The following is a 24,612-nucleotide window of genomic DNA, read 5'->3' on the forward strand; positions in this document are numbered from 1 at the left end:
TCAGTTCAACGTCGTGTCGATCCGCGTGCCGCGCTTGATGAACTGCGTGACCGGCGTTTTCTCGCAGATTTCGGCGAGGCGCTGGCGTTGCGCTTCATCGAGCGGGCCGTCGAGCGTCACGACGCGGCGCACGTACTGCGTGCCGTCGCGATCGGCATGCAGCTCGGTGCGCACGTCGATGCGCGCGGCCGGCCACGTCTTGCGCTGCATGTACATGCGCAGCGTCGCGGCCGTGCATTGCGCGAGCCCGGCCAGCACGAACTCGTACGGCGCCGGCCCGCGATCCTGGCCGCCTTCGCGGGGCGCTTCGTCGCCGGTCAACGCGTGCGTGCCGGCCTGCAGCTGGACGACGTAGTCGGGCGCATCGGCGTCGAGGACGGCGGCGGCATGGATGAGCGACATGGCAAGTCTCCGGTCAGCGGAAAGTGAGAAAACGGAAGAGGGTGACGCGCAGCCGTCAGCATACCGCCCCGATCGGGACGGCGTGCGCCGCGCGGCTAGGCGTCGGTGACGCTGGCGCTGCTGCGCACGAGTGCGGCGATACGTTCGCGCACCCACTGGTGCGCGCGATCGGCGTCGCGCGATTCGTGCCAGTACGCGAGGAGCGGGAACGGCTTGAGCCGCAACGGCAGCGGCCGCACGACGATCGGCAGCAGCGCGGCCATCCGCAACGCATAGGTGTGCGGCAGCGTGACCAGCAGGTTGCCGGTCGCGGCGATCTGGCAGGCGGCGAAATAGTGCTGGCAGGTGAGCCGGATATCGCGGAAACGGCCGTCGTTGCCGAGCAGCACGTCGAGCGATTGCGGCTCGCCGAGCGACGACACCGAGACATGCTGCGCCGCGAAATAGTCGCCGCGCCGCAGCGGTTCGTGCGCAAGCGGATGATCGTAGCGCAGCGCGACGACGAGCGAATCGTCGAGCAGGTGGTCGGTGGCGATGCGCGGGCCGGTCGGCACGCGGCGATCGACGGCGAGATCGAGATTGCCCGATGCGAGTTCGCGCTCGATGTCGGCCACCGCGATGCGGCGGCTCACGAGCCGCAGGCCCGGCGCTTCGTCGGCGAACGCGGCGACGATCCGCGGCAGCGCGATCGATTCCAGCACGTCGCGAATGCCGACCGCGATGCTCAGGTCGAGCGTCGCGGGATCGAATGCCGACGGTGCGCGCGCGGTGCCTTGCAGGCCCTTCAGGTGCAACTGCACGTCCGCGATGATCGTGCGCGTGCGTTCGGTTGCGACGACGCGGTTGCCCTGCCGCACGAACAGCGGATCGTCGAAATGCGCGCGCATCCGGTTGAGCGCATGCGTGACGGCCGGCTGCGTGAGGTGCAGCGCGCGGGCGGCCGCGCCGATGCCGCCATGCACGTAGACGGCGTCGAGCACGCGAAACAGGTTCAGGTCGAGACGGTGATCGGCGGGCACGGGGCGCGGGTGGCGTGGTGAAGGGTGGACCGATTCTAAGGGATGCGCAGGCAACGGATACGGCGGCCTTTCCTGCGTGACGTTCGCAGGCACAGGATACGAATCGATATCATTTGAGCCGATATTCGGTTGTGCATTTATCCGGATATCCGACGCAATAATTCGCAATGAAATGCGCGGATTGCGACATACACAATCGTAATAATGGGCAATATCGGCCCGGGCAATTCCATACAGGGCCGCCGGCAAACCGCGACAGCCTGTAGTAATCCGCCATCATGCTGTCCGCGTCGGCCATTTCGCGCCAAAGGCGCGACCCGTTCGGCTAAGATGCCGTCGCTTCATATTTCGGGATAGCCGTCCTGTCGCACGCATTCAAACCAAATATAAGCCTGACAGTTCGACGGTATTAGAAGAAGTCGAACAAGTCGGGGGCTTGGCCAGTGAATGCAGCAGATCAGAGATGGGTCGTTATCTATTTGAGTACGGGATTTTCGTTGGCCCAGGCCGCGCGTCTTGGCGAGGCTTTCAACCTGGCGAATCGCCTGCACGCCTACAGTGCTGACTACCAGTTGAAGTACGTATCCGAAAGCGGGGGACTGGTGCAGTCGTCCTCCGGCGTGAGCATCGCGGCCGATCCGCTCGGTGACGAGCATGGCCGCCGCGCGCTCGCGTTCTTTCATCTTCACGGTGACCGCGCGGTGGTCAACTGGGACGACGCATTGCAGCGTCGCCTCGCCGACATTCGTCGTCATGCGCGCTGGATCGTCGACGGGATGGATCTGCCCACGCTCGCGGCCATGCAGCGTCCGTCGGCGGCGCTCGACGGGCGGCCCGGCCGGGGCGGGCGACGGGTCGCCACGACGGTCGAGCTGCAGGCCGGGGAAACCGACGTGTTCGCCGCCGTGCTCGACATGTTCCGCGTCGAGCTCGGCGACATTGCCGCGCAGGAGATCGCCAGCAACCTGCTGCGGCCGGTCGAGCAGCGCTATGCGCAGTCGATGTGGGCCTTTCGCGAGCTGAGCGCGAGCCCGTCGATCCGGATGTCGGCGCAGCGGCTGCGCGCGCAGAGCGTGAACCGCATCTCGATCGCGAACGCGGCCCAGGCCGCCGCGATGAGCGAGCGCAACTTCCTGCGGCGCTTCAAGAAGGAAATCGGCGTGACGCCGACCGAATTCGTCCAGCACGTGCGGCTCGAGCGCGCCTGCCACATGCTGGTCCACACGACGCTGCCGGCCGACAAGGTCGCGCGCCGCACCGGGTTCGGCAGCGGCGAGCGGCTCGCGAAGCTGTTTCGCCAGCGCATGCTGATGTCGCCGACCGAATTCCGTGTCTCCGAGCGCGAAAGGATCCTCACCCGTGGCGCGAGGCCGGCCGATGCAGGCGAGGGGGCCGGCGACGGCACCGAGGGGCATCGCGCCGCGTGACGGGCCGCGCGGGAGAAAATCGGGCGGATACCCGTAGAATCGTCCTGTCCCGATCTCGAGCCCCGGTTTCCATGTCCTTCCTCCCCACCACCGCCACCGCCCCTTTCTGCCCGTCGGAAGTCAAGGGCAGCATCACGATCGATGCCGGCGCGCCGCGCTGGCAGAAGCTCAAGCGCTTCTTCGGCCCCGGCCTGCTGGTCGCGATCGGCTACATGGATCCCGGCAACTGGGCGACCGACATCCAGGCCGGCTCGCAGTTCGGCTATTCGCTGCTGTGGGTCGTCGCGTTCTCGAGCCTCGCGGCGATCTTCCTGCAGATGCTCGCGGCGCGGCTCGGCCTCGTCGCCGGCAGGGATCTCGCACAGGCCAGCTACGACCGCTATGGCCGGTTCGGCCGCATCGTGCAGTGGGTGACCGCCGAAGTGTCGATCATCGCGTGCGACATCGCGGAAGTCCTCGGCTGCGCGCTCGCGTTCAAGCTGCTGCTCGGCGTGCCGCTCGCGTGGGGGATCGTGCTGACCGCGCTCGACACGGTCATCGTGCTCGGCCTGCAGGGCAAGGGGTTCCGGCAGATCGAGGCGATCGTGCTCGCGCTGATCGCGACGATGGCGTTCTGCTTCGTCGCGCAGGTCGCGATCACGCCGCCCGACTGGCACGCGGTGGTCGGCGGGCTGGTGCCGGGCGATCCGGGCCACGACCGCAAGGACGCGATCGTGCTCGCGCTCGGCATCGTCGGCGCGACGATCATGCCGCACAACCTGTACCTGCATTCGTCGGTCGTGCAGACGCGGCACGTGGTCGGCGGCGCGCGCGGGATGATCCGCGACACGCTCGCGCTGGTGCGCATCGATACCTGCGTGTCGCTGTTCGTCGCGATGCTCGTCAACGCGGCGATCCTGGTCGTCGCGGGCGCGGCCTTCCATGCGACGGGCCAGCACAACGTGACCGACATCGAGCAGGCCTACAACCTGATTACGCCGATCGCCGGCGGCGCGGCGGCACTGCTGTTCGGCATCGCGCTGCTCGCGTCGGGGCAGAGCTCGACGCTGACCGGCACGATCGCCGGCCAGGTGATCATGGACGGCTTCCTGCATACGAAGATCCCGTGCTACCAGCGCCGGCTGATCACGCGCGGGCTCGCGCTCGTGCCGGCGCTGATCGGCGTGCTGTGGCTTGGCGACAGCTCGGTGGGGCAGCTGCTCGTGTGGAGCCAGGTGCTGCTGAGCCTGCAGCTGCCGTTCGCGATGTGGCCGCTGATCCGCTCGGTCAGCGATCGCAACATGATGGGCGAGCACACGATCGGGCGCGGGATGCAGATTGCCGCATGGGCGCTGTTCGCCGTCATCACCGGCACGAACCTGCTGCTGATTACCGGTGTCGCGGGCTGATACAGCCTGACACAGGCTGACACAGTCGCGCGGCGCGCATGCGGTAAACTGCGGCCTTTCGATCGTCGTCCGAAGTCCGTTATGTGGAGTGAAATCAGCAACATCGGCGATGCCGCGCTGACCTTGCCGATCGCGCTGACCTGCGCGGCATGGCTCGCGCTGACCGATTGGCGCCTCGCCGTCCGCTGGGGCGTGCTGCTCGCCGCCGGCATGGGCCTCGTCGGCGCCACCAAGATCCTCTATGCCGGGTGCGGCATCGAGCTGCCGCAATTCGATTTCCGCGTGATCAGCGGCCATACGATGCTGTCGACGTCCGTGTGGACCGTCGCGCTGTCCATGCTGTGGCAGGCGTTCCGGCCGGGCAAGGCGCCCGGCATCGCGGCCGGGCTGGCCGTCGGCGCGCTCACGGCCGTCGCGCGCGTGTTCGATCATTCGCACACCGTGCCGGAAGTGATCGTCGGCTGGATGCTCGGCGCGCTGGTCGCGCTGGTGTTCCTGCGCGGCTACGACAGCGCGCGGCAGCGTGCCTTCTCGCCGCGCGTCGCGGCCGTCTGCCTGCTGCTCGTGTCGGGCATCGCGTACGGGCACCGTGCGCCGTTCCAGCAGATGATCGACACCCATTCGCCGCAACTCTGCGCGTTCGTGCGCGCGCCGTCGGGCGACGGATTCTGACGGCAGCTGGTCGCGGCGCCCCGGCGCCGCTTTCTTGCCGCCGGCATTCGCCCGGCGGTTGCACGATTCCACCCCGTTCATTTTCGCGACCGCTTTCGCGTCTGCGCGGAACGCCGCGCTTCGTCATTGCCTGAATCAACCTGGCTGGTCTGCGTGATCCGCGGGTGCCGCTGGCCCGTACATGCGCGCCGACACGCCGAGGTCATGAACAGTACCTATGACCGGGCATAACGATTATTCATTTCATCGATTGGCGGCATTCGCGTACGCTGGCTGTCGTTCAACCGGGGCAGGCTGCCCGGCGCGTCCGGCACGCGTCAGGTTCGTCTCGATATACTCGCGGAAACCGTGCGGCGCCTCGTGATGTCGAGGCACGGTCGACCGGCCCGCGCCGGCCGGAACAGGCACGGCCCACCCGTCGCGGCAGCGTTCCGCGACGACGATTCACGATAGGAGCAGGTCACATGACAGTCGTTTCTTCGCGCCTTGCCGGCAAGTGCGCATACATCACGGGCGCCGCGGGCGGCCTCGGCCGCGCGATCGCGCGCCGGATGGTCGAGCAGGGCGCGCGCGTGTTCGTGACCGACATCGCCGACGCGGCGGTGCTCGACGCGTTCGCGCAGGAACTCAACGCGGGGCACGCGACGCCGGTCGCGTTCGCCGCGACGCAGGACGTGCGCGACGAAGCACGCTGGCAGGCGCTGCTTGCGCAGGCGGTCGATGTGATGGGCGGGCTGTCGGTGCTCGTCAACAACGCGGGCGTCGGCTCGATCGGCTCGCCTGCGCAGATCGAGCTGGACGAATGGCGGCGCGTGATGGCGATCAACGTCGAGAGCATCGTGCTCGGCTGCAAGCATGCACTGTCGTATCTGGCCGAAAGCCATCCCGCGTCGATCATCAACATCTCGTCGGTCGCCGCGTTCAAGGTCGAGCCGGATTTCACCGCGTACAACGCGTCGAAGGCGGCGGTCGCGTCGCTGACGAAGTCGGTCGCGATCGACTGCGCGCGCCGCGAGATCGACGTGCGCTGCAACTCGATTCACCCGGCGTTCATCCGCACGGGGATCGTCGAGCCGCTGTTCCAGTCGCTCGGCGAACGCGACGCGATGCGCAAGCTCGCACGCGGCATTCCGCTGCGCCGGCTCGGCGAGCCGGACGACGTCGCGCACGCGGCCGTGTATCTCGCATCCGACGAGAGCCGCTTCGTGACGGCCGCCGAACTCGTGATCGACGGCGGCATGTGCGCGGTCTGACGCGCATCCCGAACCACTACGACCGGAGGAGAACATCGTGTCCACACCCGTGAACCGCCAATTGCTGCTGAAGACGCGCCCGGAAGGGCGGGTCGGCCGCGAACACTTTTCGCTCGTCGAGACGCCGGTGCCGGCGCTTGCCGACGGCGAGGTACTCGTGCGCGTGCTGTACCTGTCGATGGACCCGACCAACCGCGTGTGGATGAGCGACGTGCCGCAGTACCTGCCGCCCGTCGCGATCGGCGAGGTGATGCGCGCGCTCGGCATCGGGCGCGTGGTGGCGTCGCGTCATGCGGGGTTCGCGGAAGGCGATCTCGTGCAGGGGCTCGTCGGCTGGCAGGACTACGCGGTCGTGCCGGCCGACCAGGCCGCGCAGCTCGTGAAGCTGCCCGCGGCGTCGGGCCTGCCGCTGCCGACGCTGCTCGGCGCGTGCGGGATGAGCGGGCTGACCGCGTATTACGGGCTGACCGATATCGCGCCGGTGCAGCCGGGCGAGACGCTCGTGGTGTCGGCGGCGGCCGGCTCGGTCGGCTCGATCGCCGGGCAGATCGGCAAGATCCACGGCGCACGCGTGGTCGGCATCGCGGGCGGCGCGGACAAGTGCCGCTACCTGACCGAGACGCTCGGCTTCGACGCGGCCGTCGACTACAAGGCCGACGATTTCCGTCAGCAGCTGAAGGCGGCGACGCCGGACGGCGTGCACGTGAACTTCGAAAACGTCGGCGGCGAGGTGATGCGCGCGGTGCTGTCGCGGATGGTGATCGGCGGGCGCGTCGCGCTGTGCGGCGTGATCTCGAACTACAACAGCGGGCGCGCGGCGGACGACGTCGGCGTGCTGATCTCGAAGCGGCTGACGATGCGCGGCTTCCTGATCCTCGACTATCGCAAGAGCCGGGAAGCCGTGCAGACGCTCGCGGGCTGGCTGCGCGACGGCCGGCTCAAGGCCGAAGAGACGGTTGCGGACGGTCTCGAGAACGCGCCCGACGTGCTGAATCGCCTGTTCGACGGCGACCATCGCGGCAAGCTCGTGCTGCGCGTCGATCCCGGCGCCTGACCGGCCCGCGATGCAGCGTGCGATGCCGTTCGTACGCTGCCGCGAGCGGGTGCCGAACGCGCTGCGTTCGAACGGCCGGGCTTTAGTTTCGGACTAGTCCCATATCTTGTCCGGACGTCTCTCCCTAAAGTGATTGCCAGCAGACAGGCGGCGTGACCGACGCGTCACGCCGCCTTTTTTTTCTGGTCACGGCAGAGGAGAGGGAGCATGCGAAACGACGCGAAGCGGGCGGCATCGGTGGCGATGCGCAATCGAACGGTGCGGTGCGGCGGTGCCGTGCGGCAGATCGCAATCTGGCTTGGCGTGGCGTTCGCGATGTCGAATGCGGTGGCGGCCGGGCATGCCGCGTCGGATGGCATCGTACGGTTCACGGGCGCGCTCGTCGATCTCTACGACGTGACGCTCGACGCACCGGCGGGCGTGGTGGTCGAAGGACGGGAGGTGGCGAGCGGCGGGGCGGCGGCAACACTGCGATTCGATGCCCATGGCCGGCGGTTGCCGGGCGCCCAGGTGGCGCTGGTCGGGCCCGACGGTGCGCCGTTCTCGCCCGATGTCGCTTCGCGCGTGCGGGCAACGTGGCGCGATGCGCACGGCGATCGAAGCGTGCCGCTGGTATCGGGCCGCACGTATCGCGTCGGTCCGTATGGCGGCGTGATGTCGCTGGCGGCGGATGAAGCAACGGGCGCCGAGGCGCCCGTCGTGATCCGCATTCGCCATCCATGACGGCGCGTGCCGGCAGGTGCGTGGCACGCGGCCACGCGATGCGTCATTCGCCCTGTTCGGATCGTGCGTAGATGTCCCAGCTCGCCATGAACAGCGCGGCGACGAGCGGCCCGATCACGAAGCCGTTGATGCCGAACAGCGCCATCCCGCCGAGCGTCGAGATCAGCACGACCCAGTCGGGCATCTTCGTGTCCTTGCCGACGAGGATCGGGCGCAGCAGGTTGTCGACGAGGCCGATCACGCCCACGCAGAATGCGACGAGGATCACGCACTTCCAGACCGCGCCGATCATCAGGAAGTAGAGCGCGGCCGGCACCCAGACGAGGCTCGCGCCGATCGCGGGCAGCAGCGACAGGAATGCCATCAGCGCGCCCCACAGCACGACGCCCTCGATCCCGAGGATCCAGAAGATCAGGCCGCCGAGCGCGCCCTGCACGAGCGCGACCGCGATGTTGCCCTTGACCGTTGCGCGCACGACGGTCGTGAACTTCGCGAGCAGCAGGTTCTTGTGCTCCTCGTCGAGCGGCAGCGCGCGGCGCACGCGGCGGCCGATCTCGCCGCCGTCGCGCAGCAGGAAGAACACCATGTACAGCATCACGCCGAAGCTCACGACGAACTGGAACGTGTTCTGGCCGATGCTGAGCGCCTGGGTGGCCGCGAACTGGCTGATTTGCGCGGCGCCGTCGGTCAGCTTCTTCTGGATGCCCGGGATGTTGGTCAGCCCGTATTTCTGCAGCAGGTTCTGGATCGACGTCGGCAGCGCGTGAATGATGTCGTGGAAATACTGCGAATAGTTCGGCTGGGCGTCCTTGAGTTCCTGGTACACGTACGCGATTTCCTGCACGAGCGTCGCGGCGACGAACACGAGCGGGAGGATCACGATCAGGACGATCAGCGACAGCGTCACGAGCGCGGCCAGGTTGCGCCGCTTGCCGAAGCGTGCGGCGAGCCAGCGCTGCACGGGCTGGAACAGGATCGCGAGAATGGTGCCCCAGAACACGGCTCCGGAAAACGGCGCGAGGATCCAGCAGAGTCCGACGGTGACCGCGGCCAGCAGGAAATAGAAGAATTTTTGGTGGTCGTGTCCGCTTTCCATGGATGACGTTCGCGCAGATTGATGCGTGGTTTGATTGAATCTCGTTGCCCCGCGCGCGATCGGTTCTCGATCGTCACGGGTTCGCGGCGAAATGCGACGCAGGGCGGCCCGAAGCGGAGTATGCCCGCAAAGGCGCCGCCATCATAGCCGCTGCGCGCGGCCCATGCGAAAACGCCGCGGCCGGGGCCGCGGCGCTGCCGGGAAGCAAACGCGGCGCGACGCCGCGTGCCGCATCGTCAGATGTTGAGCTTCGTGACCTTGGTGCCGTTCACCGACAGGTCGCCCATCAGGCCCGCGTTGGTCAGGACCAGCACCTCGACCGGGGCGGTGGCGGTGTTGGAGTCGACCGCGCCATTCGCGCCGACCTTCACGACCGCGACCGACGCGTCGGCGCCCGCGGCCCAGCCTTCGGACTTGCGGAACGAGTCGAGCGCATCCTGCGTCATGAACAGGAACACGATCGCCTTCGACTGCGCGCCGGCCTGCAGGCCGACCGACAGCGACGACGTGTTGTAGTAGCCGACCGTGCTGCCGCCGACGCGCAGCGCGCCGTTGCCGGACTGGCCGCCGACGATGAAGCCGGCCTGCAGCACGTTCGGGAACACGAGCACGCCGCGCGATTTCGCGACGAGTTCACGCGAACCCGGCACCGTCGAATAGAGGCGCGACAGCGTCGCGTTGACGCTGGCGTCGATCGACTGGCGCTTCGACGCACTGGCCGCGGCGCCTTCCGGTTTGTCCGGGGTGGTCGTGCAACCGGCGAGCGCGAGGCTGCCGAGCAGGACGGCGGCGGCGGCTTTCATGGCAAAGGTCTTCTGCATGGCGTTTCTCCTTCGTTTGTCTGATTGAGGACAGACGGGGCGGGCGCGTGGCGGCCGGCTCCGCTCAACGGCGGGCAAGGAGCAGGCCCGCAACGAACGCGAGGCCGGCGACGACGCCGGCGGTTTGCCACGGGTTGTCTTGCACGACCTGCGACACGCGTTCGGCCGAATCGCGCAGCCGGGCGGCCGCGCTGCCCGACGCATGGTCGAGTGCGCCGCGCGCTTCATCCAGCTTGGATTGCACGCGCTTGCGCAGCGCGGCGATATCGCCGTCGCCGTCGTTTTTCAGCAGATCTTCCAGTTCGTCGACCAGCCCGCGCAGATCGTCGGTGACGTCGTCATGCAGGTCGCGGGCGGCCGAGCGCGTCGTGCGTCCCACGCGCCGGCCCGTGCGACGGATGTCGGACAGGCCGCGGTCCAGCTTGTGTTCGATCGAGTCGGTGAGCGCCATGGTGTTTATCCTCCTTCGATTCAAGGCAAATTTGAAGATAAGACGAATCCCAGCAACCTGTGTGATTCACTTGGCCCGATTTTGTTTCGAGACAAATTTTCAATTCGTCGGCAGGATTGCCGCGAAGCCCCGCCGCACGGGGCGGCGAGGCGATTGAAAAAAATTCGCATTCCGGGCGAAGCGGCGTATCGGGCTGCGGTACGCAGTGAAGGTCCGGTAAATATCGCGTCACCAGGGCCATCAGGTAAATAGTGCCGTTGCAGGCCTTGTGCTGATGCAAATGCACTAATCGACCGTTGGTCGAGGAGCATGGTTCGTGCCCGGGGCTGCTGACGTGCCGCCATTGCCAAGCGCGACGTCGATCACGACGGGATCGTGATCCGATGACCGGTACGCGTCGGGTGCGTAATAAATCGACCGTTGCGTGGCCGTTTTGTAATCAGGCAACGGTTGCAGCGCGACCGGCTCGTCGGTGTTGATGTGCCAGACGTGCACGGCCCTCACGCGCGCGGCGAGCGCCGGCGTGGCCAGCGCGTGGTCGAGGCTGCCCGCTTCGCCGCGAAATACGTAGCTGTACGCAGCATCGCCGACGAAGCGGGCCACCAGGTTCGCGTAGCCGCGCGATTCGAGCGCGCGCACCGGGTCTTCCTTCGCGTAGCTGTTCAGGTCGCCGATCAGCAGGACGCCATCGGCCCTGGTGCCGGTCGGCGACGTGGCGAGCCAGTCGGCGATGCGCGCGGCGGCTTGCGTGCGCGCCGCATTCCAGCAGCCCTGGCCGTCCGACTGGTCACGATCGGCGCCGGTCGCGTTCGGGCAGTTCTTCGATTTCAGGTGATTGACCGCGACCGTGAAGGCGCGCGCGCCGCCGATGCGCCGGAATGTCTGCGCGAGCGGCGGGCGGTGCCGGCCGCCGAGTGCGACGGTCGCGGCGCGCCCGGCCGGCTCGACCGTGCGGCTGTCGTACAGCAGCGCGACTGCGATCGCATCGCGGCCGAGACGCGCGGTGCCGGGCTCGACCGCGCGCCAGCCGTCGCCCAGTTGCGCGGCGAGACGGCGTACGGCGCTCGTTTCACCGTGGCCGTTGTTCGCGATTTCCATCAGCCCGATCACGTCGGCACGCAGCGCGCGCAACGCCGCGACGATCTTCGCCTCCTGCCGCGCGAACGCGGCGGGCGTTTTCGCACCGCGGTTGGCCGGGGCATCGAAACCGCCGCCACGCCCGTCGCCGTTGAAATAGTTGAATACGTTGAACGACACGATGCGCACGTCGGCATCCGGGTGCCGGGCCGGCGCCTCGGTACGCGGGTTCGTGGCGGCATCGAACACCGGCGCCGCGCCGGCAACCGGTTGCAGCCGCCATGCGCCGTAGCGCAGTTCGAGCACGCCTTCGACGCCGCGTACCGTGTAGCCCGCGCGCAGCGTGTTGGCGGCGCTCAGCGCGGGCGGCGGATAGCGCACGGTCGCGGGATCGCGGCGGGTCGAGCCGTCGTCGAGCACGATGCGGTTGCGTGCGTTGGCGGTCGCGATCGCGGCGGCCTCGGCCGGCGGAGCGACGTGGGTCGGGATGCGCAGCCGGCCGTGGCTGAGGACGACGCTGCCGTAGCGGCCGAGTTCGTGGGTATCGCTGACCGTCAGCGTTTGCGGCAGGCGCACCCGCATGCCTTCCAGCGCGGCCAGCACCGCCGGGGTGGCGACGGGCAGCGTGAGCGTGGCAGGCGTGACCGTTTGCCCGCGGGCGCAGACGGTCACGCCGCCCGACAGCGTGAATTGCGTCCGGCCGTAACGCTCGTCGACGCGGCCCGTGAGATGTACGCGATCGCCGGCCTGCGCGCGCGCGTTCGGCGCGTACACGAACACGCCTTCGGAGACGCCCGGCCGGTGCCGTCGCTGCGCGTCGGCCTGCTGGACGAAGAAGCCGCCAAGGCCGTCGGTGCCGCCGAACGCCGCGGTGACGACCGCTTCGATCGAGGTCGTTTGCCCGACCAGCGGCGACGGGCCGCCGGCGCCGCGAAGGTCGGCAATCGGCGTGGTTGCGCCGCCGCAGCGGGCGCTGACCGGCGGCGCGGCCACGGCCGGCCGGGCAGGGAGGGCGGCGAGGGTGATGAACGGTGCAACGGCTAGCGGCACAAGCAGGCGTGACATGGGGCGGTCCACAGGAAGACAATCCGACGGTTCGGGAAGGCATCTTGACGGCAAAATGTCAGGAAGCGGTCGAAATGGCCGTCCGGCCAGTTGCCGATCGGCCGACGATGCAAGCCGCACGGCGGCTGTTACGCTTTTGCATCGGCCGGCGCATCCCGATCGCGCGGCGAGCCCTGCCGCGCCCCGTTCCCACAGGAGTCATCCATGTCTTACATGTTGTTGATAGTCGAGCCGACCGAGCAGCGCGCCGAACGCACGCTCGACGAAGGTCAGGCGCTGTACGCGCGGATGGTCGATTTCGCCGAGACGCTGAAGGCGCGCGGCGTGCTGCGCGGCGTCGAGTCGCTGGAGCGTTCCGAGCGCGCGACGCGCGTGCAGGTGCGCGACGGCGAGACGCGGCTACTCGACGGCCCGTTCGCGGAGGCGAAGGAGATGGTCGGCGGCTTCTTCATCGTCGACGTCGACACCCGCGAAGAAGCGATCGAGATCGCGCGCCAGTGCCCGGCCGCGCAATGGTGCACGGTCGAGGTGCGGGCGGTCGGTCCGTGCTTCCTGTGAAGGTCGCGACTCGGTATTTACCCTGATATGTCGCGGAATATGTCGATCCGGCCGTCTTCCGGCCGTCGTCCGGATAAGGCGCCGACGAATGGGCGCTGCCTTCCACCGACGACAAGGAGTGAACGATGCGATTCATGATCATGATCCGGGCGAACGCCGTCAGCGAATCCGATGCGTTGCCGGACAACCGGCTGGTCGAGGCCATGACCGTCTATCACGAGGAACTGGCCAGGGCCGGCGTGCTGCTCGACGCGAACGGGCTGCGACCGAGCGCGCGTGGCTGGCGCGTGCGCTACACGGGCGGCAAGGCCACCGTGGTCGACGGCCCGTTCGCCGAAACGAAGGAACTGATTGCCGGCTATACGCTGATCCAGGTGCGTTCGCGCGACGAAGCGCTCGAATGGACGCGCCGGTTCCCCGCGCCGTTCGGCGCCGAGATGGATTGCGAGATCGAGGTGCGGCCGCTGTTCGAGCTCGACGACCTCACGCCGAGCGATGCGGTCGAGCGGTTCCGCGAACTCCACGTCGGCCGCACCAGCGCCTGATTGATTGCCGCCTGAATCCAACCTCACCGGGAGTACCCGACATGCACAAGATGGTTTTCATCAACCTGCCCGTGGCCGACCTGCCGCGCTCGAAAGCGTTCTACCAGGCGCTCGGCTACGAGGTCGTACCGGCCTATACCAACGACCAGGCCGCCTGCATCAAGATCAGCGACACGATCTTCGCGATGCTGCTCGTGCGGCCGTTCTTCCAGACGTTCACCGGCAAAACCATCATCGATCCGGCGACGCAGGTGCAGGTCCTGTCGTGCCTGTCGTGCGACAGCCGCGCCGAGGTCGACGCGATCGTCGCGAAGGCGCTGGCGGCCGGCGGGTCTGCGCCGCAGGCGCCGCGCGAGTACCCGAACATGTACGGCCACGGGTTCGACGATCCGGACGGCCATGCATGGGAGCTGATGGCCATGCCGCTGGACGCGTCCGCCGAGGGGCAGGCGTCGTGACGCGTGAGGCGACTCACCGTGCGATCGAAGCGGTCTGGCGGATCGAGGCGCCCAAGATCATCGCGCGCGCCGCGCGCGTGGTGCGCGACGTCGGCGTGGCCGAGGAACTGGCGCAGGACACGCTCGTCGCGGCGCTCGAGCACTGGCCCGTCGACGGCGTGCCCGACAACCCGGCCGCATGGCTGATGACGGCCGTGAAGCGTCGCGCACTCGATCGTGTCCGGCAGGAGTCGCTCCACGCGGCGAAGCGCGACCAGCTCGGCCACGAGATGGACGCGCTCGAGGCGCATGTCGTCCCCGACATCGCGGAGGCGCTTGCCGACGCGAGCGACGATGACATCGGCGACGACCTCCTGCGGCTGATCTTCACGTCGTGCCATCCGGTGCTGTCGACCGATGCGCGCGTTGCACTCACGCTGCGGCTGCTCGGCGGGCTGACGACGGGCGAGATCGCGCGCGCGTTCCTGACGCCCGAGCCGACGATCGCGCAGCGGATCGTGCGCGCCAAGCGCACGCTCGCGGCGGCGCACGTGCCGTTCGAGGTGCCGGCGGCCGACGCGCGGCCCGCGCGGCTCGCGTCGGTGCTCGAGGTGATCTATCTCGTGTTCAACGAAGGCCATGCGGCGACCTCGGGCGACGACTGGACGCGCCCGGCGCTGTGCGACGAGGCGTTGCGGCTCGGCCGCGTGCTGGCCGGGCTGGCGCCGGACGAGAGCGAGGTGCTCGGGCTCGTTGCGCTGATGGAGTTGCAGGCGTCGCGCATGCATGCGCGTACCGACGCGCAGGGCCGGCCCGTGCTGCTGCTCGACCAGGATCGCAGCCGCTGGGATCCGCTGCTGATCCGGCGCGGCCTCGCGGCGCTCGAACGCGCGACGAAGCTCGGCGGCGTGCGCGGGCCGTATGCGCTGCAGGCCGCGTTGGCGGCCTGCCATGCGCGTGCGCGGCGGGCATCGGATACGGACTGGGCGCAGATCGTCGCGCTGTATGACGCGCTCGCCGAAGTCGCACCGTCGCCCGTCGTCGAGCTGAATCGTGCGGTGGCCGTCGGGATGGCGTTCGGGCCCGCTGCGGCGCTCGAACTCGTCGACGCGCTGCGCGACGATCCCGCGCTCGCGCGCTATCACTGGCTGCCGAGCGTGCGCGGCGACCTGCTGGCGAAGCTGGGCCGCGCCGACGAGGCGAAGGCCGAATTCCGCCGCGCGGCGGAACTGACGCGCAACGAACGCGAACGCGAATTACTGCTCAGGCGCGCAACGGACGCGTGACGCACGCGGCACGTGCGAATGCCGGGCACCGAGCCCCCGAGCACCGAGCCCGCCCGCTGGCGCGCCGCTCCGCCAAGCACTATCGCCCGGATTGAAAAAGCCTATTGGGGGATGCGAACGGGAGCGCCTAGATTGAAGAGCACGACGCGCGCGCCCCGGCAAGCGCATCGTTCCCCACATACCTGATCGACCCGGCTCCGCACGCGGCCGCGCCGACTCGAACGGAGGCGCAAATGGCTCAACTCAAGGGCAGCAAAACCGAAGAGAACCTGAAAGCCGCATTCGCGGGCGAATCGCAGGCGAACCGGCGTTATCTGTATTTCGCTTCGAAGGCGGACGTCGAAGGCCAGAACGACGTCGCCGCGCTGTTCCGCTCGACCGCCGAAGGCGAAACCGGCCATGCGCACGGCCATCTCGAATACCTGGAGGCCGTCGGCGATCCGGCAACGGGCTTGCCGTTCGGTTCGTCGCGGCAGAATCTCGAATCGGCGATCGCCGGCGAAACGCACGAATACACCGACATGTATCCGGGCATGGCGAAGGCGGCGCGCGAGGAAGGCTTCGACGAAATCGCGAACTGGTTCGAGACGCTCGCGAAGGCTGAACGCAGTCACGCGAACCGCTACACGAAGGCGCTGGACAGTCTCGTCGACTGACGGGCCGCCGCGGGCCGCACGGCAGGCCGTGCGACCGGCAAGCGGCCGGCTGTTCGTTCATCGCTGCCCGCATCGCGCGGGCGGCGCTGGCGCGCATGCGCGCCGCGCTGGATGGAGCGCCCCATGCCCCACAAGGAAGGCAGTCTCGAAGCCCCGACCCGGCATCCGCTCGACTGGCAGTCCGATGCGTTCTACGACCAGGCCGCGATCGATGCGGAAATGACGCGCGTGTTCGACATCTGCGCTGGATGCCGACGCTGCGTGTCGTTGTGCGGCGCGTTTCCGACGCTGTTCGATCTGGTCGACGACACGCCGATGGGCGATATCGAGGAGGTGCCGAAGGCCGCGTTCGGCAAGGTCGTCGACCAGTGCTACCTGTGCGACCTCTGCTACATGACGAAATGCCCGTACGTGCCGCCGCATGCGTGGAACGTCGACTTTCCGCACCTGATGCTGCGTGGCAAGGCCGCGCGCTACAAGCGCGGCGAAGCGACGCTGCGCGACAAGGTGCTGTCGAACACCGACGCGCTGGGCCACTTCGCCGGCATTCCGATCGTCACGCAGGTGGTGAACGCGGTGAACCGCACGCCGCCCGCGCGCCATGCGCTCGAGGCGACGCTCGGCGTCGATCGCCACGCGTGGCTGCCGGAATTCGCGCCGCGCAAGTTCCGGCGCACGGCGAGGCCGTCGGACGGCTTGCCCGTGCGCGACGGCGAACGCACGCCCGGCAAGGTCGCGATCTATGCAACCTGCTACGTGAATTTCAACGAGCCCGGCATCGGCCACGACCTGCTCGCGATCCTCGCGCACAACGACATCCCGTACGAGCTCGTCACGCGCGAAGCCTGCTGCGGGATGCCGCTGCTCGAGCAGGGCAATCTCGCCGGCGTGGCCGCGAAGAAGGACGTGAACCTGCCCGTGCTCGAACGCTACGCGCGCGAAGGCTATGCGCTGATCGGGGCGATCCCGAGCTGCGTGCTGATGTACAAGAGCGAGCTGCCGCTGATGTTCCCCGGCGACGAAGCGGTGCGCGCGGTGGCCGACGCATTCTGGGATCCGTTCGAATACGTGATCGCGCGCCATCGCGACGGACTGCTGAAGACCGATTTCAAGACCGGCCTCGGCACCGTGTCGTATCACGTGCCGTGCCATGCGCGCGTGCAGAACATCGGCCGCAAGACGGCCGACGCGCTGTCGCTCGTGCCCGACACGCGCGTGAACGTCGTCGAGCGCTGCTCCGGCCATGCGGGCACGTTCGGCGTGAAGAAGGAGTTTCACGCCGACGCGATGCGGATCGGCGGGCCCGTGTTCAAGGCGATGGCCGAGCCGCGGCCGGATGTCGTGTCGTCGGACTGCGCGCTGGCCGGTCATCACATCGTGCAGGGCATCGACGACCAGGGGCTGCCGTCCGCGCCGCTCGCGCATCCGCTTACGCTGCTGCGCCGCGCGTACGGCATCTGAGCCGCCGCCGGCCGACCCACGAGGACCTCCCATGACGTTGACCCGCGACTCCCTGCTGACGCTCGAAGCGTACGCGAAGATCCGCAAGGCCGAACACGCGCGGCTCGTCGCGTACAAGCGCCGCCGCGCGGTGGCGCTCGGCAACCATCTGCGCTTCCTGTTCGAGGACGAGACGACGATCCGCTATCAGATCCAGGAGATGCTGCACATCGAGAAGATCTTCGACCAGGCCGGCATCGAAGGGGAGCTGGACGCGTATCTGCCGCTCGTGCCCGACGGCACGAACCTGAAGGCGACGATGCAGATCGAGTACGAGCACGAGATCGAACGGCGCGCGGCGCTCGCGCGGCTGATCGGTGTCGAGGATCGCGTGTACCTGCAGGTCGACGGGCATGCGCGCGTCTACGCGATCGCCGACGAGGATCTCGACCGCGACACCGCCGAGAAGACGTCGGCCGTGCACTTCGTGCGCTTCGAGCTCGACGCGCCGATGCGCGCGGCGCTCAGGGGCGGGGCGGCGCTGTCGATCGGTTGCGATCACCCGGCCTACACGATGCCGCCGCAGCGCGTGGACGCGGACGTGACCGCGTCGCTGGCTGCCGATCTGCGCTGACGCGTCCGCTGCAACGTCCGGCACTCCCGGTCACCGGTTTTCCTTTTTCCGTTCCGACCCGAAACACGATTCCCGCCCCCGATGCGGCGCGATCGCCTGCGCGTCGCCCCCGAAGATGTAACAGACGTCACGAGTTTGCGCGTGGCGAAAAATGTGCATCGCACGTCACCGTGCTTTCATCACTCGCAGAGAAACAATAAAAAGATTGTGCATGGAGATAATTTAAATCGGCCGAATTTGAATGATTTACCGATTCGTGAATATCTTGTTACGCTTTTTTCCCTGATTTACCGATATCGGGAAGCAATGCGCGGGATTGTTGCCGGCCGGGGTCGGAGCAGCCCGGAAATGCCCATGAAAAGGCATTCTTCATACGCTGCGGAGCCCCGCCAGACGGGCCTTTGCAGCGACGGGCATAAAGATCCCGCAAAAAAATTCAAGCGTAAATACATTACGCATCCATGGCAGGTTGTTTCAGTGCGTAACATTAAGTCATTGTCATATTGAGATAAACCCTAGGGATGGTATGCTTCGTGCACAAAAATTCCCACATTGGAGTGAGACCGTGATTTGTGCGTCATTGCCGGGAATCTCGGCACCGTGAAAGTGCGGTGTCGCACCGGCATGCACAACAGCGGATAACCATAATGTGCAACCTGGCCGCCCCGCGATGCGATGTGTCGCGACGGCGCCGCCAATCGCAGCCCCGGCCTGGCTGCGTGGAGAGATCTACTATGTTCTTCGATGAGCTTACCGATGAAGAGTGGTTTCGTCTTTCAACGCTGATCGCCGATGAACCCATCCGGCTGAACCGCCGTGGGCGTCCACGAGCCGAACCGCGCGTCGTTGCCAACGCGGTGCTCTGGATCCTGACGACCGGTGAAGCCTGGTCGAAACTGCCCGGCCGCTATCCGTCAGGGCCGACGTGCCGTCGCCGCTACGAGGAGTGGCTCGCGTCCGGCACGCTGCTGCAGATGATCGACGTGCTGACCCAGTTCAGCGGGCGCACGTTCGCGTATATCCCGCCGCCGCCGGAGCCGGCCGTGCCCGCGCGCCGTGCCGAGCCCGTGCCCGACAACGATCGCTTGCGCGGCGTGTTCTGGCAGAACCCCGAGTCGTGGCAATTGCCGGTCGCTCAGGCAAACGTTTGGGAGGGCGAGGGTGCGTCGATGAGCGCGCGGCCGGTCGACGAAGTCGTCGATCCGTCGTTCGCGGTGCCCGGTGCGCCGTCGACGGCGCTGCGCCATGCGCATGCGTCGTCGGCGAGCTTCGCCGCGGCCGAACCGCAAGTCGACCAATATCGCGGCTATACGATCTGCGGCATTGCGCAGCCGGTGCAGAACCTGATGTATCGCGCGTGGGCCGAGATTACGCAGGACGATCGGCGCGTCGAACGCTCGGGCCTGATCGGGCCGCGCTTCACCGATGCCGAGGAAGCCGAGCAGTTCGCGCTCGACTGGGCGCGCCAGTGGATCGATCGCCACGGCGCGAGCGACGAGCCGGCGCGCGAGCCGCAAGGCGAGGTGCTGGCCGGCTTGTCCGCGCTCGCGCGTGCCGAGTCGGACATCCAGCGCTTCATCGCCGAGCGCCATGCGGGCGCGCTGTCCGAAAGCCGCAACGATCCGGTGCAGCCGGAGCGTCGCGAGTACGTGTACCGCGTCGGCTGATCGCCGACCGGGTGAAACGCGCGGGCCGTCGTGTGCCACGACGCCCGCGCGGAAGTCCCGTCTTTCCATGCCTGCCTTGCCCGAGGCGCCGCTGTCGAAGCGGCGCCTCGCTGTGCCCGTGCGTTACTGCCGGCCGTAGGTATCGTCGAAGCGGACGATGTCGTCCTCGCCGAGATATGCGCCCGACTGCACCTCGATCAGCTCGAGCGGCATCTTGCCCGGGTTCTCCAGGCGGTGCGACACGCCGAGCGGGATGTACGTCGATTCGTTTTCCGACAGCAGGAACGTTTCATCGCCGCGCGTGATGCGCGCGGTGCCGCAGACGACGATCCAGTGTTCGGCGCGATGGTGGTGCATCTGCAGCGACAGTTGCGCGCCCGGCTTCACGACGATGCGTTTCACCTGGAAGCGCTCGCCCATGTCGACCGAGTCGTAGTGGCCCCACGGGCGATGCACCTTGCGGTGATCGGTCGCTTCCGCGCCGCGTTGCGCCTTGATGCGCCCGACGATTTTCTTCACGTCCTGCACGCGCGACTTGTCCGCGACGAGCACGGCGTCCGGCGTTTCGACGACGACGAGGTTCTGCGTGCCGACGCAGGCGACGAGCCGGCTTTCCGAATGCGCGAACGTCGATTCCGCGCCTTCGAACAGCACGTGGCCGCGGCCGACGTTCTCGGCGTCGTCCTTCGGCGAGATCTGCCAGATCGCGTCCCACGAGCCGACGTCCGACCAGCCTGCGTCGAGCGGCACGACGACGCTCTCGCACAGTTGCGGCAGGCTCGCGAGCGGCTCCATCACCGCGTAGTCGATCGAGTTCGACGGCGACGCGGCGAACGCTTCGCGATCGATGCGGAAGAAATCGCCGTCGGCCTTGCCCTGGGCGACGGCCTGTTCGCAGGCCGCGTAGATGGCCGGTTCGAGCTGGCGGATCGCCTTCAGCCAGACCGACGCGCGAACGATGAAGATGCCGCTGTTCCACCAGTATTCGCCCGATGCGACGTACTGCTGAGCGAGTTCGAGATGCGGTTTCTCGACGAAACGGTCGAGGCGGCGCACGTCGAGTGGGCCCGTGGCGGCGTCGCCGAGCGGCGCGCCGACGCGGATGTAGCCGTAGCCGGTTTCCGCGTGCTTCGGCACGATGCCCATCGTCGCGATCTTGCCTTGCATCGCGCAGTGCACGCCGGCCGCGACGGCCGCATGGAAGCGCGGCAGGTCGGCGACCGCATGGTCGGCCGGCATCACGGTCATCACCGCATCGTTGCCGTCGGCGACCAGCCGAAACGCGGCGAGCGTCAGCGCGGGCGCGGTGTCGCGGCCGACCGGCTCGAGCATGATCGACGCGGATTTGCCGGTCAGGCGCAGCTGTTCGGCGGTGGTGAAGCGGTGATCCTCGCCGCACACGATCAGCACGTCGTCGTTCAGCGGATGGTCGGCCGCCAGGCCGTCGAGGCGCAGCGCGGTCGACTGCAGCAGCGAATGTTCGCCGAGCAGGCCGATCAGCTGTTTCGGAAAACGTTCGCGCGACATCGGCCACAGGCGCGTGCCGGACCCGCCGGCGAGAATCACCGGCTGCACGGCGACGCGCGTGGCGGCGGCGGGCGCGGTGGAAGAAGAATGGCGCGTTTCGGCAGCCACGGCCGGAGCATTCATGAGGACACTCTCCACGGTTGAAGTCAGTGCCTGTCGTTGTAGCATGAAGTAAATCGACAATAAAACCGGATCCATTGCCGGATATTCGCCACGCATTCATCGGGAAGAATTTTCCGCGCCGGCATCCGATGCAAATAAAAAAGTAAAAAATAAATCGGTGAATCGGCTGGTCTTGACCACCCGCAAAGGGTGAGCGGAAATCGTAAAGCTTCTGAAAAATTCCCGATTCCAGGGAATTTCGGGAAAACGTGCCGAATTAATTCAGAAACATCGCGGCAAGAATTTCCGATTATTTTTCGAAATACTTGTACGCTTGAGGCGAAAATTTCTTACCGCTTCAATAGCGTCATGCAACGTTTGAATCGAATGTGCGGCACGGGTCGCACAAGGAGCTGTTCGGCAAACGCCTGTTCAAAGAGGAAGCAGACATGTTGAGCGTGCTGGCGAGAGTCATCGATATCGCGATGGTCGTGACGGGGGCGCTGATTGCCGCCGCGCTGCACGGTGGCAGCATCTGGCTCAACGACCTGCAGCGCACGATGATGCTGTTCGATTGCCTGCTCGTCGTCGTGTGCTTTCCCGCCTTCGGCATCTACCAGTCGTGGCGCGGCAAGCGTCTCGTCGGGCTGGTGGGGCGGGTCGCGTTCGCGTGGCTGGTGGTCGAGCTCGCGGGCATCCTGCTGAGCTTCAGCTTTCACCAGTCGGGCGACCTGTCGCGGCTGTGGCTGGGTTACTGGGCGCTCGTGACGATGGCGCTGCTCGCCGGCTCGAAAGCCTGCGTGCACGTCGTGCTGCGGCAACTGCGCCGCGGCGGCTACAACCTGAAGGCGGTCGCGATCGTCGGCGGGACGCCGGCGGCGCGGCGGCTGATCGCCCAGATGCGGGCGCGGCCGGAAGCCGGTTTCAACCCGGTGTGCGTATACGACGAAAGCGAAGCGCCCGGCGAAGTCGCGCTCGACGACGTGCGCATCGAGCGGCAGTTCGAGTCGCTGGTGTGGCTGGTGCGCAGCCGCGCGATCAGCGAGCTGTGGCTCACGCTGCCGATCACGGAGGAGCGCCGGATTCACCAGATCGTGACGGTGTTCCGCCACGACTTCGTGAATATCCGCTTCATCCCGGACGTGCGCACGCTGTCGTTCTTCAACCAGGAAGTGGTCGAGGTGCTCGGCGTGCCGGCGATCAACCTCGCGGCGTCGCCGATCACCGACGTGCGGATCCTGCCGAAGTTCGTGTTCGACCGGGCGTTCGCGCTGGTGGCGCTCACGGGCCTCGCACCGGTGATGCTGGTGATCGCGTGCCTGATCAAGCTGACGTCGCGCGGCCCGGTGTTCTTCCGCCAGAAGCGCAAGGGCATCGACGGGCACGAGTTCGAGATCTACAAGTTCCGCTCGATGAAGGTGCACGAGGAAGTGGCGGGGCAGGTCACGCAGGCGAAGAAGAACGATTCGCGCGTGACGCCGGTCGGCCGGTTCCTGCGCCGCACGAGCCTCGACGAGCTGCCGCAGTTCATCAACGTGCTGAAGGGCGAGATGTCGGTCGTCGGCCCGCGCCCGCATGCGCTCGCGCACGACGACATCTACAAGGATCTGGTCAAGGGCTACATGTTCCGCTACCGGATCAAGCCGGGCATCACCGGGTGGGCGCAGATCAACGGCTTTCGCGGCGAGACCGACCAGATCGAGAAGATGATGGGACGCGTGAAGCTCGATCTGTACTACATGCAGAACTGGTCGTTCTGGCTCGACATCAAGATCGTCGTGCTGACGCTCTGGAAAGGCTTCACCGGCAGCAACGCGTACTGAGCACCGAGATCGCGCCGCGCAGGCATTCCGGTTTTACGAATTTCGAATCATTGGTCAAGAGGTCCGACACATCATGAATCTGACTATCATCGGCAGCGGTTACGTAGGGCTGGTCACCGGCGCATGTCTGGCCGACATCGGGCACGACGTGTTCTGTCTCGACGTCGACCAGGCAAAGATCGACATCCTGAACAACGGCGGCGTGCCGATCCACGAGCCGGGCCTCAAGGAAGTGATCGCGCGCAACCGCTCGGCGGGCCGCCTGCGCTTCTCGACCGATATCGAGGCCGCGGTCGCGCACGGCGACGTGCAGTTCATCGCGGTCGGCACGCCGCCCGACGAGGACGGTTCGGCCGACCTGCAATACGTGCTCGCGGCCGCACGCAACATCGGCCGCTACATGACGGGCTTCAAGGTGATCGTCGACAAGTCGACGGTGCCCGTCGGCACGGCCGAGCGCGTGCGCGCGGCGGTGGCGGAAGAACTCGCGAAGCGCGGCGGCGACCAGATGTTCTCGGTCGTGTCGAATCCGGAATTCCTGAAGGAAGGCGCGGCGGTGGACGATTTCACGCGGCCTGACCGCATCGTGATCGGCTGCGACGACGACGTGCCGGGTGAGCGCGCCCGCGAGCTGATGAAGAAGCTCTACGCGCCGTTCAACCGCAACCACGAGCGCACGCTGTACATGGACGTGCGCTCGGCCGAGTTCACGAAATACGCGGCGAACGCGATGCTCGCGACCCGCATCTCGTTCATGAACGAGCTGGCGAACCTGGCTGACCGCTTCGGCGCGGACATCGAGGCCGTGCGCCGCGGGATCGGCTCCGATCCGCGCATCGGCTATCACTTCCTGTATGCCGGCTGCGGCTACGGCGGCTCGTGCTTTCCGAAGGACGTCGAGGCGCTGATCCGCACCGCCGACGAGCACGGGCAGGCACTGCAGATCCTGAAGGCGGTGTCGTCGGTCAACGCCACGCAAAAGCGCGTGCTCGCCGAGAAGATCGTCGCGCGCTTCGGCGAGGACCTGAGCGGCCGCACGTTCGCCATCTGGGGCCTCGCGTTCAAGCCGAACACCGACGACATGCGTGAAGCGCCGAGCCGCGAGCTGATCGCCGAGCTGCTGTCGCGCGGGGCGCGCATCGCCGCGTACGACCCGGTCGCGCAGGAGGAAGCGCGCCGCGTGATCGCGCTCGATCTCGCCGATCACCCGAGCTGGCTCGAGCGCCTGAGCTTCGTCGACGACGAGGCGCAGGCCGCGCGCGATGCCGACGCGCTCGTGATCGTCACCGAATGGAAGATCTTCAAGAGCCCCGACTTCGTCGCGCTCGGCCGCTTGTGGAAATCGCCGGTGATCTTCGACGGCCGCAACCTGTACGAGCCGGAGACGATGAGCGAGCAGGGCATCGAATACCACCCGATCGGCCGGCCGGGCTCGCGCCAGGCCGTCGCCGCCCGTGTGCCGGGCACCGCGCCCGCCAGCGCGTAACCC

The 24,612-nt window shown here is 67.4% G+C and carries 23 protein-coding genes and 1 pseudogene; 17 read left to right on the forward strand and 7 right to left on the reverse strand.

The features are described from left to right. A complete protein-coding gene (locus QZM35_RS02520) occupies positions 1–402 on the reverse strand; it encodes an OsmC family protein (RefSeq protein ID WP_089428063.1) in 402 nt (133 codons plus the stop codon). A gap of 95 nt (positions 403–497) precedes the next feature. Beyond that, positions 498–1,421 carry a LysR family transcriptional regulator gene (locus QZM35_RS02525; protein ID WP_301775346.1) on the reverse strand — a complete coding sequence of 308 codons (924 nt, stop codon included), beginning with the start codon at positions 1,419–1,421 and terminating at the stop codon, positions 498–500. 497 nt (positions 1,422–1,918) lie between these two features. Between QZM35_RS02525 and QZM35_RS02530 the strand changes: the two are divergent. From QZM35_RS02530 to QZM35_RS02555, 6 genes and pseudogenes are all read left to right on the forward strand, one after another. After that, positions 1,919–2,968: pseudogene (locus QZM35_RS02530) on the forward strand (helix-turn-helix domain-containing protein); the annotation flags it as partial. Further along, positions 2,920–4,236: an Nramp family divalent metal transporter gene (locus QZM35_RS02535; RefSeq protein WP_089428060.1), complete on the forward strand. Its 1,317-nt coding sequence runs from the start codon at positions 2,920–2,922 to the stop codon at positions 4,234–4,236. The pseudogene QZM35_RS02530 and the gene QZM35_RS02535, both read left to right, overlap by 49 nt. Before the next feature lie 81 nt (positions 4,237–4,317). Then, positions 4,318–4,908 carry a phosphatase PAP2 family protein gene (locus tag QZM35_RS02540; protein ID WP_089428059.1) on the forward strand — a complete coding sequence of 197 codons (591 nt, stop codon included), beginning with the start codon at positions 4,318–4,320 and terminating at the stop codon, positions 4,906–4,908. Between the two features lie 464 nt (positions 4,909–5,372). Continuing rightward, positions 5,373–6,161 carry an SDR family oxidoreductase gene (locus QZM35_RS02545; protein ID WP_089428058.1) on the forward strand — a complete coding sequence of 263 codons (789 nt, stop codon included), beginning with the start codon at positions 5,373–5,375 and terminating at the stop codon, positions 6,159–6,161. Positions 6,162–6,198: 37 nt separating this feature from the next. After that, entirely contained in the window at positions 6,199–7,215 is a 1,017-nt protein-coding gene (locus QZM35_RS02550) for an NADP-dependent oxidoreductase (protein ID WP_174972061.1), read from the forward strand. Positions 7,216–7,422: 207 nt separating this feature from the next. After that, complete coding sequence (locus QZM35_RS02555) at positions 7,423–7,938, forward strand: thioesterase (RefSeq protein WP_301775347.1); 516 nt, start codon at positions 7,423–7,425, stop codon at positions 7,936–7,938. A gap of 43 nt (positions 7,939–7,981) precedes the next feature. Here the strand turns inward: QZM35_RS02555 and QZM35_RS02560 are convergent, their stop codons facing one another. The 4 genes from QZM35_RS02560 to QZM35_RS02575 form a co-directional block, all read right to left on the reverse strand. Beyond that, positions 7,982–9,034, reverse strand: a complete 1,053-nt coding sequence (locus QZM35_RS02560; RefSeq protein WP_089428055.1) for an AI-2E family transporter — start codon at positions 9,032–9,034, stop codon at positions 7,982–7,984. A gap of 236 nt (positions 9,035–9,270) precedes the next feature. Then, a complete protein-coding gene (locus tag QZM35_RS02565; RefSeq protein WP_089428054.1) occupies positions 9,271–9,855 on the reverse strand; it encodes a YSC84-related protein in 585 nt (194 codons plus the stop codon). A gap of 64 nt (positions 9,856–9,919) precedes the next feature. Beyond that, the gene (locus tag QZM35_RS02570; RefSeq protein ID WP_089428053.1) at positions 9,920–10,306 is read right to left on the reverse strand and encodes a YqjD family protein; all 387 of its coding nucleotides are present in this window, start codon (positions 10,304–10,306) and stop codon (positions 9,920–9,922) included. Positions 10,307–10,591: 285 nt separating this feature from the next. Further along, entirely contained in the window at positions 10,592–12,448 is a 1,857-nt protein-coding gene (locus QZM35_RS02575; protein WP_301775348.1) for an ExeM/NucH family extracellular endonuclease, read from the reverse strand. 204 nt (positions 12,449–12,652) lie between these two features. Here QZM35_RS02575 and QZM35_RS02580 point away from each other — a divergent pair, with 204 nt between their 5' ends. From QZM35_RS02580 to QZM35_RS02620, 9 genes are all read left to right on the forward strand, one after another. Next, a complete protein-coding gene (locus QZM35_RS02580) occupies positions 12,653–13,006 on the forward strand; it encodes a YciI family protein (RefSeq protein ID WP_089432340.1) in 354 nt (117 codons plus the stop codon). Between the two features lie 125 nt (positions 13,007–13,131). Continuing rightward, positions 13,132–13,551 (forward strand): YciI family protein, encoded by a 420-nt coding sequence (locus QZM35_RS02585; protein WP_089428050.1) that lies wholly within the window; start codon positions 13,132–13,134, stop codon positions 13,549–13,551. A 41-nt stretch (positions 13,552–13,592) separates the two neighbouring features. Then, the gene (locus QZM35_RS02590) at positions 13,593–14,009 is read left to right on the forward strand and encodes a VOC family protein (RefSeq protein WP_089428049.1); all 417 of its coding nucleotides are present in this window, start codon (positions 13,593–13,595) and stop codon (positions 14,007–14,009) included. Beyond that, a complete protein-coding gene (locus tag QZM35_RS02595) occupies positions 14,006–15,274 on the forward strand; it encodes an RNA polymerase sigma factor (RefSeq protein WP_089428048.1) in 1,269 nt (422 codons plus the stop codon). The genes QZM35_RS02590 and QZM35_RS02595 overlap by 4 nt, the downstream gene beginning before the upstream one ends. 233 nt (positions 15,275–15,507) lie before the next feature. Next, positions 15,508–15,930, forward strand: a complete 423-nt coding sequence (locus tag QZM35_RS02600; protein ID WP_089428047.1) for a rubrerythrin family protein — start codon at positions 15,508–15,510, stop codon at positions 15,928–15,930. Positions 15,931–16,053: 123 nt separating this feature from the next. Then, complete coding sequence (locus QZM35_RS02605) at positions 16,054–17,391, forward strand: heterodisulfide reductase-related iron-sulfur binding cluster (protein WP_301775349.1); 1,338 nt, start codon at positions 16,054–16,056, stop codon at positions 17,389–17,391. Positions 17,392–17,422: 31 nt separating this feature from the next. Further along, complete coding sequence (locus QZM35_RS02610; RefSeq protein ID WP_089428046.1) at positions 17,423–18,004, forward strand: DUF3501 family protein; 582 nt, start codon at positions 17,423–17,425, stop codon at positions 18,002–18,004. A gap of 81 nt (positions 18,005–18,085) precedes the next feature. Beyond that, positions 18,086–18,511: a hypothetical protein gene (locus QZM35_RS02615; RefSeq protein WP_301775350.1), complete on the forward strand. Its 426-nt coding sequence runs from the start codon at positions 18,086–18,088 to the stop codon at positions 18,509–18,511. A 227-nt stretch (positions 18,512–18,738) separates the two neighbouring features. Further along, positions 18,739–19,671 (forward strand): transposase, encoded by a 933-nt coding sequence (locus tag QZM35_RS02620; RefSeq protein ID WP_089428045.1) that lies wholly within the window; start codon positions 18,739–18,741, stop codon positions 19,669–19,671. A gap of 123 nt (positions 19,672–19,794) precedes the next feature. On the opposite strand, the gene QZM35_RS02625 is transcribed toward QZM35_RS02620, so the two are convergent. Next, positions 19,795–21,321: a mannose-1-phosphate guanylyltransferase/mannose-6-phosphate isomerase gene (locus QZM35_RS02625; protein WP_089428044.1), complete on the reverse strand. Its 1,527-nt coding sequence runs from the start codon at positions 21,319–21,321 to the stop codon at positions 19,795–19,797. A gap of 428 nt (positions 21,322–21,749) precedes the next feature. Between QZM35_RS02625 and QZM35_RS02630 the strand changes: the two genes are divergently transcribed. Together QZM35_RS02630 and QZM35_RS02635 are read left to right on the forward strand one after the other, a co-directional pair. Further along, positions 21,750–23,123 (forward strand): undecaprenyl-phosphate glucose phosphotransferase, encoded by a 1,374-nt coding sequence (locus QZM35_RS02630; protein WP_069252876.1) that lies wholly within the window; start codon positions 21,750–21,752, stop codon positions 23,121–23,123. 73 nt (positions 23,124–23,196) lie between these two features. Continuing rightward, complete coding sequence (locus QZM35_RS02635) at positions 23,197–24,609, forward strand: UDP-glucose/GDP-mannose dehydrogenase family protein (protein WP_089428043.1); 1,413 nt, start codon at positions 23,197–23,199, stop codon at positions 24,607–24,609. Positions 24,610–24,612 lie beyond the last annotated feature (3 nt).

Source organism: Burkholderia sp. AU45274, from assembly GCF_030482505.1.
GTDB lineage: Bacteria > Pseudomonadota > Gammaproteobacteria > Burkholderiales > Burkholderiaceae > Burkholderia.